We start from the raw sequence: 15661 nt of genomic DNA, 5'->3' as shown, positions 1-15661 counted from the left end.
ACTTTTATTGTAAGCGTTTTCTTAAACTGATATAGTGTTAGTTAGTAAAATTATTTACCAATAATTTATAAAGGAATGCAGCCATGACATCAATTAAAGAAATTGCACTAGTTGCAGGCTTTTCTCAAAGCACCGTTTCACGGTTATTAAACCACGACGAAACATTATCCGTGTCAGAAAGCACACGTATCAAGATATTGGAAACGGCCAAAAAATTACACTACCCATTACGACCACAAGAGCTTAAAAAGAAATATAAAATTGCAGTTTTTTTCAGTTTAAATCCACAGCATGAAATCGAAGACGTTTATTATTATGATTTACGTCGCTGCATTGTTGAATATGCGAATCAGGAATATATTGATATTACATTTATGAACAATCCGGATACGACAGATGCTAAAGATTATGACGGTGCTATAGCTGTTGGTTACTTTGACACCCTTCAATTACAACAATTACATCAAAATTTTTCCCACATCATATTCATTGATGGCAATCCTGAGCCTGAATACTTTAGTTCTGTCCAACCCGATTTGGAATATGCCACGACAAAAGCAGTAAATTTATTTATTAATCGGAAATTTACAGATATTGGTATTGTCACTGGACAATATTGGTCGACGAACATCCCAAATAATCAAGTCGTTCGGCTTGACAGTCGCTTGAATTATTTTAAAAATATTATGACGGATGCTACTTTATATAATGCTGATTTATTATTTCAATCCCATGATTTTACAATGTCTAGTGGTTTAGCAATTGGTCGAATAATTGGTGATGCAATGCAAAATGGCCTACCACTAGATGCCTTGTTCATCAGTTCTGATTCACTAGCAATCGGCGTACTTAATGCACTAAATGAAATAGACGCTAATTTAGCTCAAAAGCTAGCAATTATCAGTATCAATGACAGCGCTAGTGCTGCATATACTCAACCTGCACTAACAACGTTTCATATCGATATAAAACAACTAGTGACCGCTGGTTTTGATAAACTTGATGATATGATTTCCTTTAACCGCACAATGCAAACAACAACTTTGATTACACCAACTTTGATTTATCGTGACAGTTTCAAAAAGCATGAATAACCCTATACAAAAAAGTAGCACCATGTCCTCCAAATCAAATTGGAAGTTCATGGTGCTACTTTTATATAAAGCAATCAATAATTTATTAAATTAATAAACTGCTATTTCACTTTCAGGGTCGAAGAAATGTGAACGGTTCAAATCAAAACCAAGCTTCAATTCTGATCCTGTTTCTTTAAAATCACGTCCGTCTACCTTGGCAACAACTTCTGTATTACCAATTTTGCTATATAGTTGTGACTCTGCGCCAAGCAACTCTGAAACCACAATTTTAGCTGAGACAACTGCATTAGGGAACGTTTCCAAAAAGGCATTTTCTGTGTGTAAATCTTCAGGACGAATACCAAAGATTAGCTTTTTACCTTGGTAACCCTTGTCATTAAGAACTTTGGCACAACCTTGTGGCACTTCTAGTTCAAAATTACCACCTTCATCAGTAATTTTATCGTCCTTCAAAGTAACGTTAAAGAAGTTCATCGCTGGTGATCCAATAAATCCACCCACAAATACATTTGCTGGATTATCATAAACTTCTTTTGGTGTACCAACTTGTTGGATCTTACCGTCTTTCATAATCACAATGCGATCAGCCATCGTCATCGCTTCAGTTTGATCATGAGTCACATAAATGGTTGTTGTATTCAATCGTTGATGTAATTTTGCAATTTCGGCACGCATTGATACACGTAACTTAGCATCCAAATTAGATAGTGGCTCATCCATTAAGAAGATGGGTGCGTCGCGAACAATTGAACGTCCCAAAGCAACACGTTGCCGTTGACCACCAGACAAAGCGGCTGGCTTTCGTTTTAGATAATCACTTAATCCAAGAATTTCAGCCGCATCCTTCACACGCTTATCGATTTCAGCTTTGTCATATTTACGAATCTTAAGACCAAATGCCATATTATCGTATACCGTCATGTGTGGATACAAAGCATAATTTTGGAATACCATCGCAATATCACGATCTTTTGGCGATTCATCATTGACAACTTTGTCATCAATTTTCAACTCACCCTCTGAAATATCTTCCAAACCAGCAATCATTCGTAGTGTCGTTGATTTACCACATCCTGACGGACCAACGAAAACAATAAATTCACGATCCTTAATCTGCAAATTAAAATCAGTCACCGAATAATCTGAAGCATTCTCGTATTTTTTATAAATGTGATCCAGTGCTATTTGAGCCATTAGAACGTCACCCTATCCTTCTTTAAATTTTCTTATTAAACCCGTTGTCCTAGTCTAAGTTGTCTTCTAGAATATCCACAATTTCTTGATCCTTTTGTGGTGTTTCAACAAACGAACGAATGAAAAAGTCATTTGCTTTTTTGATGATTGCTGGATCGACTTTCGGTTCGTGATCAACTGTTAGTAGTCCGTTAACTTCTTGTTCTGTATCGGCCAGTTGCGTATAGACAATGCCATACAAGCAATGAGATTGGCTGACAGCCTTCATAATTCTTTGATACTCACTCACGAACTCTTCATCAGACTTTGCCCCTGTGTAACCCCAGCCTTCTGAAGGTGCTTGCTTATTATAACCAATGCCCCCAAATTCAGTGAGTAGGATTGGCTGCCCTTTATAAGTGAAACCATCAGCGAAAATATCCCATACTGGCGGGTTACGAATGATTTTCTCCCATGAACTTAATGTTTCAGTGTAATAATCATATGTTTCCAAGTCATCTTTCGTACCATGCGCATAATTATGAACGGCGCAAATATCAGTTTCCGTTTGTGCCCAACCATCATTAGATTGTACAAGTCTGGTAGAATCCAATGAATGAATCATATGGTACAAAGCTTGTGTAAAGTGTTGTTGTTGTCGATCAATGTGTACCTGTGGCACACCCCAACTTTCATTAACTGGTACCCACGTCAAAATTGATGGATGGTTATAATCTCTTTCGATAATCTCTAGCCATTCTTGATACAAGGTTGTCTCAGCTTTAGGCGTAAAGACCGGTGCTGCTGCACATTCGCCCCAAGTAATAAATCCTAGTTGATCTGCCCAGTATAGGAAACGAGGATCTTCAACTTTTTGATGTAATCTTGCACCATTAAAGCCCATTTCCTTCGCTAATGTAATGTCCTTTTTAAATGCTTCATCATTCGGTGCAGTTAACAAACCGTCTGGCCAATACCCTTGGTCCAAAACTAATTTTTGATAATAAGGGCGGTTGTTTAAGTAAACCATCCCCTTTGAAGTATGGATCTTACGCATACCAAAGTATGATGATACATGGTCCGTTTGTGCATCTGGTGCTGTCGTTTCAAAATCAACGGTAAATAGATTAGGGTGTTCCGGTGACCATAACCAGCCTTCGTTGTGATATCCCATTCGGAATATATGTTTTCCTAACACATTAACACTTAACTCAAATGAACTTTCTTCCGGATAAATGGCAACTTTAGCTAATTGTTGGTCTTTAAATTTAATATCAGCAACAACTTGTGTACCAGGGATAAAGTTAGCAATTTCACCAGTCATTTTGACATTGCCTTTATCAATATCTGTTACATATTTAACCGTTGCTAAACTAGTTAGTGGCTTCATTTCTAACCAAACGGTTTGCCAAATACCAGTAGTATTGGTATACCAAATACCCGCACTTTCGCCTGTCCAATTTTGCTTGCCGCGCGTGAGCTCTTCATCACGAACCGAATCTTTAGCACGAACCGTTAAGACATGATCTTCACCAGCCTTAACATGGTCAGTGATGTCAAAAGAGAAACTAGTATGTCCACCCACATGCGTACCAATGTGTTGCTCATCAACCCAAACATCTGTTTCAAAATCAACGGCTCCAAAATGCAAGATTGTTGCTTCATCAGCTGAAGCATCTACGGTAAAGTGACGTTGGTACCAGACAACACCATGTTCACTTTGATCATCGATACCACTCAATTTAGTTTGATAAACAAATGGCACTTCAATTGTCTGGTTAAAATCATGTTGTTGATACCAATCTTCTTTAACACCTAAATCTTGGTCATCAAAGTCAAACTGCCAAGTGCCATTTAGATTTAACCAATGTTCTCTTTGAAATTGCGGTTCAGGGTATTCTGTACGGTACATACTTTTTCTCACTTTCTTTTACTGCATATTTGCTAATTTTTGTCTTTTTTTCTTTAAACTAATGATAATTGTGGCTGGCACCAAGGTACCGACTGCAATGATATCCATACAGAAGTACGAAATAATAATTTCAGTCACTAAAATTGGCATGATCCACTTGTTAATTTCTTTTTGTGACAAGAAATAATAGGCAATTAATAAATTCGTTAATCCAGCTAAGATGAACATCGTGCCAATTAGGCCATTAAATGAACTAATTGGTACCAATTTACCGATGTCATTCATTTTTGTCATATTCAAAAAGCCTAAAACAATTGTGAGTGCACCATCGATAAATTGCCAAGCTGCACAAATAATCAATAATCTTTTATCCCATTTCTTATCTAACATATTCAACGACTATCCTTTCACACCTACTGACAAGGACATTGATTGCAAGAAGTACTTCTGCGCAACCAGGTATAGGATGAATGTTGGAATAATTGCAATAATAGCACCTGCCATTAATGTTGGAATATCCGCAACATACATACCTTGCAATAACTTTAGCCCTGGCGTAATTGGCATCTTGTTAATATCTGAGAACACAATTGATGGCCACAGAAAGTCATTCCATGTTCCCGTAAAGGTAAATAGCGCAACCACGAACAAAACTGGCTTAATCAATGGTAGAATAACAATTCTAAAGATCTGCCAATCACTGGCACCATCAATTCGTGCGGCTTCATCATACGCAATGGGGATGTTATCCATAAATTGTCGAATTAGGAAAATATTAAATACCCCTGTCGCTGCTGGGAAAATCATCGCCCATGGTGTGTTTGCCCAACCTAGTGTTGTCATAATTTTATAGAGTGGAATAATGTTCATCACTGCTGGGAACATCATTGTTGATAGCAGGAACATGAACAAGGCATTGCGACCACGAAAGCGTAAGCGTGAAAACGCAAATGCTGAAAGCGATGTGACGACTAATACCAAAATCGTTGACCCACCAGAAATAACGATTGAGTTTAGGAACCAGCGAAAGACTGGTGTATTAGCCGTGTTTTCTAGTAAACGTGTGTAATTAGTAAATATCCAATGAATAGGTAAGAACTTAAACCCAACTGATTGCATTTCAAGGTTACTCTTGAATGATGACATGACACCATACAATAATGGTGTCACCCAAACAATTCCTAATACAATTAGGAAAATGAGCGATAACCACTGAACTGACCCTTGTTTCTTATTTTTCATGATCTTCTCACCTTCCCGCATTAATCTTTATTTCTTAGAAGAAATAATTGAACCATTGAAACGATTGTTATACAGATACCTAAGATGACCGCCATCGCTGATGAGATACCAGCCAACGATTGTCCAGATCCAAAGGCGTTTTGTTGCACATTCATCATCAATACAGTCGTTGATCCGTTTGGTCCACCATTTGTCATCATTAGTGGTTGTCCATAAATGTTAAATTGCGCAATAGTCGTTGTCACAATCGTAAATAACAATTGTCCACGAATACTTGGTAACGTAATGTGAATAAATTTCTTCCAACGTGAAGCACCATCAATATCTGCTGCTTCGTAGTAGTCTTGTGGAATACCATTTAAGGCCGCTTGGTAGATAATCATATTGCCACCAATTGTCCACCAAACGGTCAAAATAACAATCGTCATCCATGCCCATGGTTGCGTTCCTGTCCAAACTTGATTCAAATGGAATAATGTATTCAATGGACCATAGTTAGGGTTGAAGATTAGTGACCAAACAATCACAACCGCTGAGATTGAAAATAGACTTGGTAAGTAGAACAATCCTTGGAAAAATTTTGCGAACGCTGGTTTTGTATTTAGCACAACCGCCAATAGCAGTGGTACTAAAATACAGAATGGGACCGAAATCAACACGAACAATATCGTGTGCCATAAACCACTAGTTAATTGGTCATGAAATATTGAATTTGAGAACAATATCGTTTTGAAATTATCAAAACCGACAAATACAGGTGCCCGAACCAAGTCCCATTTTGTAAACGCAACGTAGATTCCAAAAATCAGTGGAACAAAAAAGAATATTGTGAAAATAACTAAATGCGGTAGCAAATACAATATCGGAAGGCTTTTCCCATGAGAGCGCCGCGACTTTTTTCGATCCGTACTAGTACTTCCCGACTTAAAAGGAATATCTGCCATTTGTGTTTCACTCCTATCAATATATTTTGACTAATCTGCCATTTGTGCATCAACTTCGTCTTGTACAGTATTTTGTAGCTTATTCAAATAACTTGAAATACTTGTCTTGCCAAAGACTGCATCATAGGCATATCGATCTAAGTAATCAGCTAAGTAACCGTTATAACGATAATTAAATATCCGTAATGATTTTTGTTCAGTCTTATCAGTCAACAAGAATGATTGTTGCATCTTTTGATATTCTTTATCCTTAGTAATGGCCAATGTTGCTGGATTTTGTCCAGCCTTTGCCCACTCTAATGAATGTGTACGCACCCAGCTAATAAACTGTAACGTTGCTTCAGTCTTTGCTTTATCACGCTTAGGTTGCTTTAATAACACAAATTGGTGACTTGATGACCAGTTGACCATTTTGTCAGGATCATCTGATAATTGTGGTGCATTCGTTACCCCGTATTTGACATCAGATTCTTTAATTTGATTATTCATCCAAATACCTTCTGGGAAAAAGATTTCTTTATTCGTTAAGAACAATTGCATTGGATCTTGACCGTCTTGAGATGTCACTTTTTGATCATGTAACCCCTTGTATAATTGGATAACCTGTCGAGACTTTTTATTATCTAAATTTGGATTCTTGCCATCCTTTGTTAGTTCACCACCTAACTGCCCGTACAATGATAAGAAACTTGGCTTCCACCATGTTAACCCCAGACCAGTGATGCCATCTTTTTGTGACTTCTCACCAGCCACTTTAATTTCATCAAAAGTCACAATATTGTCATCAAGTGCATGTGGTGCATACTTTTTAACTAAACTTTTGTTGTAATACATGAAGGTTGTATGTATGTCTAGTGGTACGCCATATCGTTTGCCTTGGTAGGCACCGTTTTTCCACGCTTCAGGTACATAATTTGATTTATTAATATCAGAAAAATCACCTAAGTAAGGATTGTAGTCATCGAGTAACCCATTATGCACATAATCCTTAATACGCTCTACGTGCACAATTTGTAAATCGGGAACCCCCTTCTTAGAATTAACAATAGTAGGAATCTTTGAATACATATCTGACTCAGTCAGTGAAACATTCTTCACTTTATACTCAGGATTCGTCTTATTATATTGATTCACTAACTTTTGCATACTTGTACCATCCGGCCCAGTGAATGGATTCCAAAAAACAATTTCTTTGTTGGAATCTGCATGAATTACTGGATTAAACACTTCTGTTAGCCCAAATGATAGGCAAAATGACGCAATTGTTGCCCCAAAAATTTGTGCCTTTTTCATAAATAACCCCTCTTAATAAATCTACATTGTTAAATGATTAACATTATTATTAACCATCCCAATGACTGAATTATCACTCTTTATGAAAGCGCTGTCAATGCTATTGAAACAGTATTGAAAGCGGTTAATTATATTGACAACTATCACCTTTAGACGGATAATCGGCTTTATAATAATTAACGCAAAAGTTAACGGATTTTATAACGGAGGTAATTACATGGACATCGATATTAGTCCAAATTCTTTGCGTGTATATCAAGCCTTAGATTCTGAGGTCAGACTAGAAATTCTCGAAATCATTTCTAGCGAAACAATTACCGCTACAGAATTAGCTCAAAGAATGAACATCAGTAAAGCGGCTATCTCTAAAAATTTACATATTTTAGAAAAAGCCAATATTATTAGCTTTAAGAAGGATGCTGATAATCGAAAAAGCTACCCAACTATGAACATTGATCAGATTAATATTCATTTTCCACAAAAAATATTCCCTGAGTATTATAAAAAAACTTATGATATTCCTATTGGTAATTACTTTGCCATTAACCAAGTCATGCCCTCTTGTGGTTTAGCATCTGAAAACGCACTGATTGCGAGCATGGATGACGTTAATGCCTTTTTTTCAGTCGAACGCTTTCGTTCACAAATCTTGTGGTTCACACAAGGAACAATTGAATATATCATTCCAAACGAGTTACCTGCGGACGGTAAAATTGAGATGATTGAATTTGAGTTAGAAATGGCGAGTGAATTCCCACTATCTAATAATAATTGGCATTCGAAAATCGGATTTTGGATTAACGATACCTTTGTTGGTGAGACTGAGTTGCCGGGTAATTATTCTGATGTGCAAGGAAACTACACGCCTGACTGGTGGCCAGAAAAATTTAGTCAGTATGGCCTACTCAAACATCTTCGGATTGGCGAACTAGATACTTCTGTTGACAGTAAGAGTATTTCAGATGTTAAAATCAGTGATTTACATTTATCTGACAGTAATCGACTAGCTTTAAAAATGTCCGTTTTGCCAATCGAAAAAGATACTTATGGTGGTTTAACCCTTTTCGGTGAACACTTTGGTAATCATCGTCAAAATATCAAAGCTAACGTCTATTATTCTGAGTAAATCGAACTATCATTTATTTTTAAATATAATTAAAGTATTTTAGGGGGGAAATAATGACTTTAATTCACATCACACACTTTTCAACAACTTTACAAGAACACTTAAAGGCTAGCGTTATCTTGCCAGATGTCTTACCGAACAAGCCATTACCTACCATTTGGTTACTACATGGACTAGGGGAAAACGGTACGTGTTGGGAACGTTTTACAAGTATTGAAAATCTCGCCATGCAATATCAAGTGGCGGTGATTATGCCAAATGTTAATCGTAGTTTTTACATGGATGAAGCCAATGGTTTACCATATTGGACTTATTTAACTGAAGAATTTATGCCGGAAATACGGCATATGTTCCCACTAAGCACTTCACGCAAGCAAAACTTTGTGGTGGGAAATTCTATGGGTGGTTTTGGCGCATTAAAGATGGCTTTCAGTCATCCCGAGTGGTTTAGTGCAGTTGCAGCACTATCTCCTGCTGTTAATTTGCGTGATATCATTCCGATTATGTCTGATATTTCACGTGTGTTTGGTCCAAAATTACCGGAAAGCTATCTAGAAGATTTAGCACTGGCTGCACCAAAAGAGCAATTACAAGCGATGCAGTGGTATCGATCAATTGGTGATCAAGATTTTATGCGTGCTGCCAATGATGATTTCACTAATTTCATGAATTCATTAGACATCAATGAAACATATTCAGTCACACTTGGCGATCATGATTGGTTTTTCTGGGATGATGAAATTAAAAAAGTTTTTGCTTGGTTACCTTTATAACCGAATGATTAACTAAGAAAGATTATGCAGGCAAAAAATTTCTTAGTATTGATACCATGTGGAACTATATATTTTTTATTATGATAAAATCATGGTTAACTAACATGATAAAAGAATCATTTGAGTTGTTAGAAATATTTTAATGTCGTGGGGAAATAGTAATGGATATATGGGAACAAATGTATACAGCAGCAAAGAAAGAATACCATCCAGAGGATGTCACACCCTTTATTTACGCACATAACGTTGTTAGTGCCATTGAAGCCGAAAATGGTCAAATTTTTACCGGCTTTTGTATCGAAAGTTGTAGTGGTGTATGTAACTTATGTGCAGAACGAGTAGCAGCACTTAATATGTACACTAACAGTGGCCAAACTCATATCAAACGCCTAATCGCTTTTAGAGATGAGGCACCGGTTGCAGATGAAAATAACAGCTTACCTTGTGGCGCATGTCGCGAATTTCTAATGCAACTGGATTCAAAAAATAAAGACACTGAAATATTAGTCGATTATGAAAATAAAGAGACCACTACTTTAGAAAAATTAATACCAAATTGGTGGGGATTATCTCGTCAATCATAGTCATTGCAAAGTAGTTTCATAGCAAGTTATACATGGATTGGGTTAACTAGTACTTGACCTTTTCAATCCTTGATAAAAATTCACCCATTAACCATACAGAAGTTAATGGGTGAATTTGTTTGTTATCAAGATTAATAACAAATTTTATTAACCGTTGTTCCAATAAACGGATACTGGTTTCTAAATCTCACCAGTATCCCACACAAACACATTCTTTGCATAATTAGTCATTTTTTATGATACTTAATATCAAAGTAATTATGTTAAAACGTGGAAAGAGGGTGAACATGAATGAAAAAATTTGATGATTTATTGAAAAATAATCCCTCGTATTTTTTAATTTTTATAACAGTTTTGATAGCTCTGTTTAAAATACTTCTAAATGTCATTCAACATCATCCAATATTTAATGACATTGATTCAGTATTTTTTGTTGCCGGATTCTACTTGATTTCTTGGATAATAACCAAGTTATTTCACTCTAAGTATGTCAGATTTTTTGCAGCCTTTCTAGTAATATTTACCTATCTTTCAGTTGAAATGTTCTTTGATGGTAGCTATGTTAATTATACGTCTTTCATTGTTACTGGTGCCGTAGCCATTTTCATAGCCGCAATGATGAGCTTGATCATGAATTTAATTGACTCAAAAAACAATAGATAAAATTATTCTGAAAACAAATTAGCTGTGTTTTTATGGCGAATGAGGTGAGTTTCAATGACTAAAAGCATAACTATTAGACCATGTCGAAAAAACGAAAACTTTTCTGAAATTTCCAAGCTATATTTAAAAACTTGGAAAAGTGCTTATAAAAATTTATTGCCACAAAATTTACTTACGCAATTAAACGAACATACTTGGTCACCACAAACAAGATGGCAAAATACCCTTATTGCAGAAAACGATTTAAAGATAATTGGTGTTTGTAGCTTTGGACCATCAAGATCCGATATGTTCTCGAACTACGGTGAGGTATATTCAATATATATCGATCCTGAATACCAACATATAGGAGCTGGTTCACAACTTCTAAAACAGGCATTAAATAACTTAAGGCAATATGGTTACCATTCTGTTTTTCTATGGGTGCTTTATAATAATATGCCCGCTATATGCTTCTATGAAAAAATGAGATTCAAAACAATTGGAAATCCTAGAATAGATAAGTCAAAGCTAGGAGAAATCAAGGAACAAGCAATGAGTATCTATTTAAAATAGACCTATTATCTAAAAATCACTCCCTAAGAACACCACTTCTTTGGGAGTTTTTGCATTATATTCAATTTATGATTTTAGATTGCCCCCTTAAATGGGTTATTATTTTCATGACAAATCTTTAGCTTTCATTTTTTCAATTTCTTTACTAGCTTTCTTTTTCCGCCCTTCCAGTGTCTCAAACCAAATACTGTTTAAAATTGCTTCCCCCACAATCAACACTGTTAGTTTTGTTAGTAATGATTGATCTTTAGTGAAAATGATATAAACCATCAATAACAGGAAAGCAATTCCTGGAATTGCTCCAAACCATTTTGGTAAATACCTATCTAAAACATAAAGGATTGCCACAACCAACATACCCATTAAAACTCCTTTAAAATCACTCATGTTTTTCCTCCTTAAAATCTCTAATAATTTGTTTTGCTAAATCTAACGATAATTTTTCATCGATCACCAATTGCATGATTTTGGTTTCAAAGGTACTTTTATCATTTTGTTCAATTAAATCAATTTTTTGAATAATTTTATTCAAACGCATTCTGACAGTCGGATAGCTTACTTGATACACCTTTGCTAATTGTTTTAGAGACCCCGAAGCATGCACGAACTGTTTAACAAACTCTTGGTCAACTTGATCTAATGCTAAAAACCAATTCATACTCTCTCCCTCCTTTTTAAATATTGTTTATTATAAATTAACATTATTAATGATAAATGTAAACATATAACAACATTTTTAATTTTTTGACTAATTTAATTTGAATTTACATCATAAAATGCACTTGATAGAACCGTGATAAATAAAAACCACCCGTTTAACGGATGGTTTTATATGGTATGACTGAAGTCTCAATTAAATACGGTTCTGGGAGAGTCGTAACTATGTTAAGGGCCAAATATTTAAGAATGAATAGTAATTTAAAGTACAGATAAGACCAGAAATAAAGGTTACCAATTTTTCATAAAGTATAATCTCAAAATTATTATATATATGTGTATCAAAACTTCTTAACAGTAGCATAGTTTACTAAATAATATTTGAACACTCAACTCCTTGTAGATATTACAATAATGAGCAATAGACGATTATTGAACTTTTTAAAGTAAACGCTTACAATTTACATCAACGCCAGTACAAAATAACTCTTTCGTCAGAAGAAGTGCTTAATTTAGATAAAGTACAGTTCATGGGAATTTGGTCTAACACCGATAGTTGTCATTATTTGGTAACAATCAACCCTACCGAAGATAAATTGGCCGATTCAATTACTTTCGAAAATGAATTTCGGAAAATTACCGGATTAGATACTACACAAGCTCAGATAGAACCAAAGTATGGTCCCCTAAATCTTCAAAGGGCTGTTGATTCACCTTGGTTCTGATACTGCAAAAAATTATAATTACCCTAAAATGATTATGATTCAACTGGACTATAGAGACGATTTTTTATGACATACATACAAAATTCTGATGGATTAAAAAATATGAATGCCATTTTTTCTGCTATTAACAATTAAATGTTGAAAACAATTACTGGTGAGAAAAAAGAAAGTCAGCAGATATTATAAGCACTAACAACATATGAACTATAATTAATAAAATGTTTGTATAAGAGGCAAGCTATTAATCATATAATAGCTTGCCTCGCTACTTGAGAGGAAATGTCGTGTATTTATCAAAATTTTTAAAAATAGACCAACTCCCTATAGCAATATTTACACTTATATTTTCCCTTATATGGTATTCATTTATTCAATTACCAATTACTTTAAATAATTATATAGAAAGCAAATCTTTAATATTTATAATATTGGGAAGCATGTATATATTGATATTTGGTGGACTGCTTATAATATTTTTAATAAAAATCTATACAAAAAACAATTCTTTAAAAAAGATTGTAATTGGAAATTAATAACATATTCATTTGCCATGATGTTACTTTATAACACCTTATTTGATTGCATTTTTCCCACTACAAAAAATCAAAACATAATAATAAGCTTAATTAATAATAAAACTATTGTTATGGGCGCATTACTATTTATTATTATTGGTCCCATAATAGAAGAATTAATCTGTCGAGGTCTATTTATTAATATGCTCTTCGAACGAAATACCTTCTGGGCGCCTATTATAACTAGTGGCTTATTCTTTGGTTTGCTTCATGCTTCTGGTAATTTTATTGAATTATTATATTACGTTTTTTTGGAATAATTCTATCATTTACTTATAAAAAAACCGGAATATTATCATTAACAATAGTAATACATATTATTAATAATTTAATTTCTTACACGAGTACGTTTCTTATGTAATATAAAACATACTTACGCTGCATTCATTAATTGAGGTTCTATTATGAAAAAAAGAAAAAAAGTTACAAGATATTTAGTGGCACTTTCTCTTTATTAATTGGGCTAGGTTAGTAATTCCTGCAATTGTTTCTTTTAACTTTTCACCAAATTCTATAGACTTTTGGCTTAATTTCATTAGCATTCTGTTCGGTGGAATTGCAATTGTTTCTGGATTAGTATCCTTTAAAAGCACCAAAAAAATAATACTAACAATATAAAGTCATAATTTATTACTCAGCCCTACACGTTGTCTGTTACATAATAGACAACGTTTTTGTTACGCATTAATACAATCCATCGAATAAATTATCATTAGCTTTTTTATTGTTTTATCAAAAAAATGGAAGCAATCTTTTTTAAATATTTAAGAAAGTTATTTTTTAAATTATAATGATTTAAACTGTTTAACCTTAATTGAGAGGAATAGTATTAAATTGATTAAAAAATTAACCAAGATAAATAAGCAACAATTGGATCAAATACTAGATATTTGGTTGAATAGTAATATTGAAGCTCATAATTTTATTTCCAGAAATTACTGGTTGAATAACTATGATTTCGTTAAAAATACCTTACCTAAAGCCGACATTTATGTTTCCTATCAAAAAAGTGAAATAATTGGTTTTTTAGGCCTAGATAAAAGTTATATTGCAGGTATTTTTGTAAAGAAAAAAGCACGTAATAATGGCGTCGGTAAAGAGTTATTAGATAGGGCCAAAAAAGAAAAGAATGAATTGATCTTGTCGGTTTACGAAAAAAACCAAAAAGCAGTGAGATTTTATAAGCAGAATGGCTTTGTATTTAAATCAAAGTATACTGAAAATGAAACCCAACAAGTAGCATATGAACTCTTATGGAAAGGTACAAATGATTAGTACTAACAATTTGTTTGAGATCATGCCTTGAACGTATATATCATTTTATATTTTAGATCTTAGGGATTTTGAACTTTTTATGTGGCCACATGTTTGATAATCCAATCCTTAAAGGGTACTTTTATGTCAGAAAAAAAAAGCATCTAAAGAAGACGATTTCATGGCGCTCATTTTTCATTCTTTTGATTACTTTACTGCCTACGCTCTTTATATGTACACCTCAACATCATGTACATTATTAATGATAATATTTTCCATTATAGATTCTAATCAAACACTAACTAAAAAGCCTGTTTCCGAGTACAAATCAGAAACAGGCTTTTAATAAGCAAAATATATTTAAATATCTAATTTTTTAATACTTCAAAACACAATCCACTAGTCGTTCATAATAAACCGATCAATCAACGCCCCAACAATTGATCCGACAAATGGCGCTGTAAGGTAGACCCATAAATCTTGCATTGGCAAACCACCAGCAAATAACGCTGGGTATAACGAACGAACTGGATTCATTGATGCGCCAGTTAAGTTACCCGCAGCAAAGACCAAAATAGCAATTGTTAGCCCCACTGCAATTGGTGCTTGCAAGTTATATGATTTCGTCTTCTCATTGTTCAATACCAAGATAACAACTAACAATACTGTGGTCAAAACTACTTCGACCAGAAAAGCCATACCGGCAGATATATTAGGAAATACCGTACCATTCAGATTATTCTTAGCTACTTCTGTTGTCCAACTTAAGCCAGCCCCTTTGAGATAAGCTTTGTAAGTTAAAGTCAAAAACAATCCACCAATAAGACCACCGACTAATTGTGCAATAACATAGACAACTGCTTCAGCTGCCTTCATTTGCTTTGTTAAAAACATCATCAATGTCACAGCTGGATTAAAGTGTGCGCCAGACAATGGTCCAAAAGCATAAACCAAGACAGCTAGTGAAACACCCCAACCAATTGAAGGTCCTAATAAGTCATTATATCCACCCATAACGACTAAAGCAGGTCCGAAAAACACTAACAATGCTGTTCCAAAAACTTCCCCAAAAATCTTCTTTTTCACTT

At 34.5% G+C, this 15661-nt stretch carries 17 protein-coding genes; 8 read left to right on the top strand and 9 right to left on the bottom strand.

The annotated features are described in order from the left end of the window. Window positions 1–83: 83 nt before the first annotated feature. Entirely contained in the window at window positions 84–1094 is a 1011-nt protein-coding gene (locus ACQ4QH_RS01095) for a LacI family DNA-binding transcriptional regulator (protein ID WP_439818958.1), read from the top strand. A 90-nt stretch (window positions 1095–1184) separates the two neighbouring features. Here ACQ4QH_RS01095 and ACQ4QH_RS01090 read toward each other — a convergent pair whose 3' ends face one another. Genes ACQ4QH_RS01090 through ACQ4QH_RS01065 form a run of 6 tightly spaced genes read right to left on the bottom strand, consistent with a single transcriptional unit; the run spans window position 1185 to window position 7661 of the window. Next, window positions 1185–2291 carry an ABC transporter ATP-binding protein gene (locus ACQ4QH_RS01090; RefSeq protein ID WP_277380163.1) on the bottom strand — a complete coding sequence of 369 codons (1107 nt, stop codon included), beginning with the start codon at window positions 2289–2291 and terminating at the stop codon, window positions 1185–1187. Between the two features lie 49 nt (window positions 2292–2340). Beyond that, on the bottom strand, window positions 2341–4182 hold the full coding sequence (locus tag ACQ4QH_RS01085; protein ID WP_439818957.1) for a glycoside hydrolase family 2 protein: 1842 nt from the start codon (window positions 4180–4182) through the stop codon (window positions 2341–2343). 18 nt (window positions 4183–4200) lie between these two features. Then, window positions 4201–4572, bottom strand: coding sequence for a hypothetical protein (locus ACQ4QH_RS01080; protein ID WP_439818956.1), 372 nt, complete (start codon window positions 4570–4572; stop codon window positions 4201–4203). A 9-nt stretch (window positions 4573–4581) separates the two neighbouring features. Next, the gene (locus ACQ4QH_RS01075; protein ID WP_040761081.1) at window positions 4582–5424 is read right to left on the bottom strand and encodes a carbohydrate ABC transporter permease; all 843 of its coding nucleotides are present in this window, start codon (window positions 5422–5424) and stop codon (window positions 4582–4584) included. A gap of 20 nt (window positions 5425–5444) precedes the next feature. Beyond that, the gene (locus ACQ4QH_RS01070; protein ID WP_439818955.1) at window positions 5445–6368 is read right to left on the bottom strand and encodes a carbohydrate ABC transporter permease; all 924 of its coding nucleotides are present in this window, start codon (window positions 6366–6368) and stop codon (window positions 5445–5447) included. A 30-nt stretch (window positions 6369–6398) separates the two neighbouring features. Then, the gene (locus ACQ4QH_RS01065) at window positions 6399–7661 is read right to left on the bottom strand and encodes an extracellular solute-binding protein (RefSeq protein WP_439818954.1); all 1263 of its coding nucleotides are present in this window, start codon (window positions 7659–7661) and stop codon (window positions 6399–6401) included. Window positions 7662–7878: 217 nt separating this feature from the next. Between ACQ4QH_RS01065 and ACQ4QH_RS01060 the strand changes: the two genes are divergently transcribed. The 5 genes from ACQ4QH_RS01060 to ACQ4QH_RS01040 all read left to right on the top strand — a co-directional run bounded on the left by ACQ4QH_RS01060 (window position 7879) and on the right by ACQ4QH_RS01040 (window position 11362). Continuing rightward, entirely contained in the window at window positions 7879–8787 is a 909-nt protein-coding gene (locus tag ACQ4QH_RS01060; protein ID WP_439818953.1) for an ArsR/SmtB family transcription factor, read from the top strand. A gap of 53 nt (window positions 8788–8840) precedes the next feature. Continuing rightward, on the top strand, window positions 8841–9560 hold the full coding sequence (locus tag ACQ4QH_RS01055) for an alpha/beta hydrolase (RefSeq protein WP_439818952.1): 720 nt from the start codon (window positions 8841–8843) through the stop codon (window positions 9558–9560). A gap of 161 nt (window positions 9561–9721) precedes the next feature. Continuing rightward, a complete protein-coding gene (locus ACQ4QH_RS01050; RefSeq protein ID WP_439818951.1) occupies window positions 9722–10144 on the top strand; it encodes a cytidine deaminase family protein in 423 nt (140 codons plus the stop codon). 291 nt (window positions 10145–10435) lie between these two features. Beyond that, window positions 10436–10807, top strand: a complete 372-nt coding sequence (locus tag ACQ4QH_RS01045; RefSeq protein ID WP_439818950.1) for a hypothetical protein — start codon at window positions 10436–10438, stop codon at window positions 10805–10807. A 54-nt stretch (window positions 10808–10861) separates the two neighbouring features. Further along, window positions 10862–11362, top strand: a complete 501-nt coding sequence (locus ACQ4QH_RS01040; protein ID WP_439818949.1) for a GNAT family N-acetyltransferase — start codon at window positions 10862–10864, stop codon at window positions 11360–11362. Window positions 11363–11467: 105 nt separating this feature from the next. Here ACQ4QH_RS01040 and ACQ4QH_RS01035 read toward each other — a convergent pair whose 3' ends face one another. Both ACQ4QH_RS01035 and ACQ4QH_RS01030 read right to left on the bottom strand, forming a co-directional pair. Continuing rightward, window positions 11468–11749: a hypothetical protein gene (locus ACQ4QH_RS01035; protein ID WP_439818948.1), complete on the bottom strand. Its 282-nt coding sequence runs from the start codon at window positions 11747–11749 to the stop codon at window positions 11468–11470. Next, complete coding sequence (locus tag ACQ4QH_RS01030; RefSeq protein ID WP_439818947.1) at window positions 11742–12020, bottom strand: DUF2089 family protein; 279 nt, start codon at window positions 12018–12020, stop codon at window positions 11742–11744. Before ACQ4QH_RS01030 ends, ACQ4QH_RS01035 begins: the two co-directional genes overlap by 8 nt. 1274 nt (window positions 12021–13294) lie before the next feature. Between ACQ4QH_RS01030 and ACQ4QH_RS01025 the strand changes: the two genes are divergently transcribed. Then, window positions 13295–13579 carry a CPBP family intramembrane glutamic endopeptidase gene (locus tag ACQ4QH_RS01025; protein WP_439818946.1) on the top strand — a complete coding sequence of 95 codons (285 nt, stop codon included), beginning with the start codon at window positions 13295–13297 and terminating at the stop codon, window positions 13577–13579. Between the two features lie 574 nt (window positions 13580–14153). Further along, window positions 14154–14594 (top strand): GNAT family N-acetyltransferase, encoded by a 441-nt coding sequence (locus tag ACQ4QH_RS01020; protein ID WP_439818945.1) that lies wholly within the window; start codon window positions 14154–14156, stop codon window positions 14592–14594. Between the two features lie 378 nt (window positions 14595–14972). Here the strand turns inward: ACQ4QH_RS01020 and ACQ4QH_RS01015 are convergent, their stop codons facing one another. Continuing rightward, complete coding sequence (locus ACQ4QH_RS01015) at window positions 14973–15659, bottom strand: MIP/aquaporin family protein (RefSeq protein WP_439818944.1); 687 nt, start codon at window positions 15657–15659, stop codon at window positions 14973–14975. Window positions 15660–15661 lie beyond the last annotated feature (2 nt).

Source organism: Weissella paramesenteroides, from assembly GCF_051903945.1.
Taxonomy (GTDB): Bacteria; Bacillota; Bacilli; order Lactobacillales; family Lactobacillaceae; genus Weissella; species Weissella paramesenteroides_A.
Note: the sequence above shows the minus strand (reverse complement) of the source record. Positions and strands in the feature narration are given on the sequence as shown.

Bases quoted from the DNA above. Each gene is read 5' to 3' on its own strand.
- ACQ4QH_RS01050 (WP_439818951.1), top strand. From the start codon at position 9,722: ATGGATATATGGGAACAAATGTATACAGCAGCAAAGAAAGAATACCAT.
- ACQ4QH_RS01065 (WP_439818954.1), bottom strand. From the start codon at position 7,661: ATGAAAAAGGCACAAATTTTTGGGGCAACAATTGCGTCATTTTGCCTA.
- ACQ4QH_RS01055 (WP_439818952.1), top strand. From the start codon at position 8,841: ATGACTTTAATTCACATCACACACTTTTCAACAACTTTACAAGAACAC.
- ACQ4QH_RS01040 (WP_439818949.1), top strand. From the start codon at position 10,862: ATGACTAAAAGCATAACTATTAGACCATGTCGAAAAAACGAAAACTTT.
- ACQ4QH_RS01090 (WP_277380163.1), bottom strand. From the start codon at position 2,291: ATGGCTCAAATAGCACTGGATCACATTTATAAAAAATACGAGAATGCT.
- ACQ4QH_RS01085 (WP_439818957.1), bottom strand. From the start codon at position 4,182: ATGTACCGTACAGAATACCCTGAACCGCAATTTCAAAGAGAACATTGG.
- ACQ4QH_RS01075 (WP_040761081.1), bottom strand. From the start codon at position 5,424: ATGAAAAATAAGAAACAAGGGTCAGTTCAGTGGTTATCGCTCATTTTC.
- ACQ4QH_RS01070 (WP_439818955.1), bottom strand. From the start codon at position 6,368: ATGGCAGATATTCCTTTTAAGTCGGGAAGTACTAGTACGGATCGAAAA.
- ACQ4QH_RS01080 (WP_439818956.1), bottom strand. From the start codon at position 4,572: ATGTTAGATAAGAAATGGGATAAAAGATTATTGATTATTTGTGCAGCT.
- ACQ4QH_RS01045 (WP_439818950.1), top strand. From the start codon at position 10,436: ATGAAAAAATTTGATGATTTATTGAAAAATAATCCCTCGTATTTTTTA.
- ACQ4QH_RS01025 (WP_439818946.1), top strand. From the start codon at position 13,295: ATGATGTTACTTTATAACACCTTATTTGATTGCATTTTTCCCACTACA.
- ACQ4QH_RS01030 (WP_439818947.1), bottom strand. From the start codon at position 12,020: ATGAATTGGTTTTTAGCATTAGATCAAGTTGACCAAGAGTTTGTTAAA.
- ACQ4QH_RS01095 (WP_439818958.1), top strand. From the start codon at position 84: ATGACATCAATTAAAGAAATTGCACTAGTTGCAGGCTTTTCTCAAAGC.
- ACQ4QH_RS01035 (WP_439818948.1), bottom strand. From the start codon at position 11,749: ATGAGTGATTTTAAAGGAGTTTTAATGGGTATGTTGGTTGTGGCAATC.
- ACQ4QH_RS01060 (WP_439818953.1), top strand. From the start codon at position 7,879: ATGGACATCGATATTAGTCCAAATTCTTTGCGTGTATATCAAGCCTTA.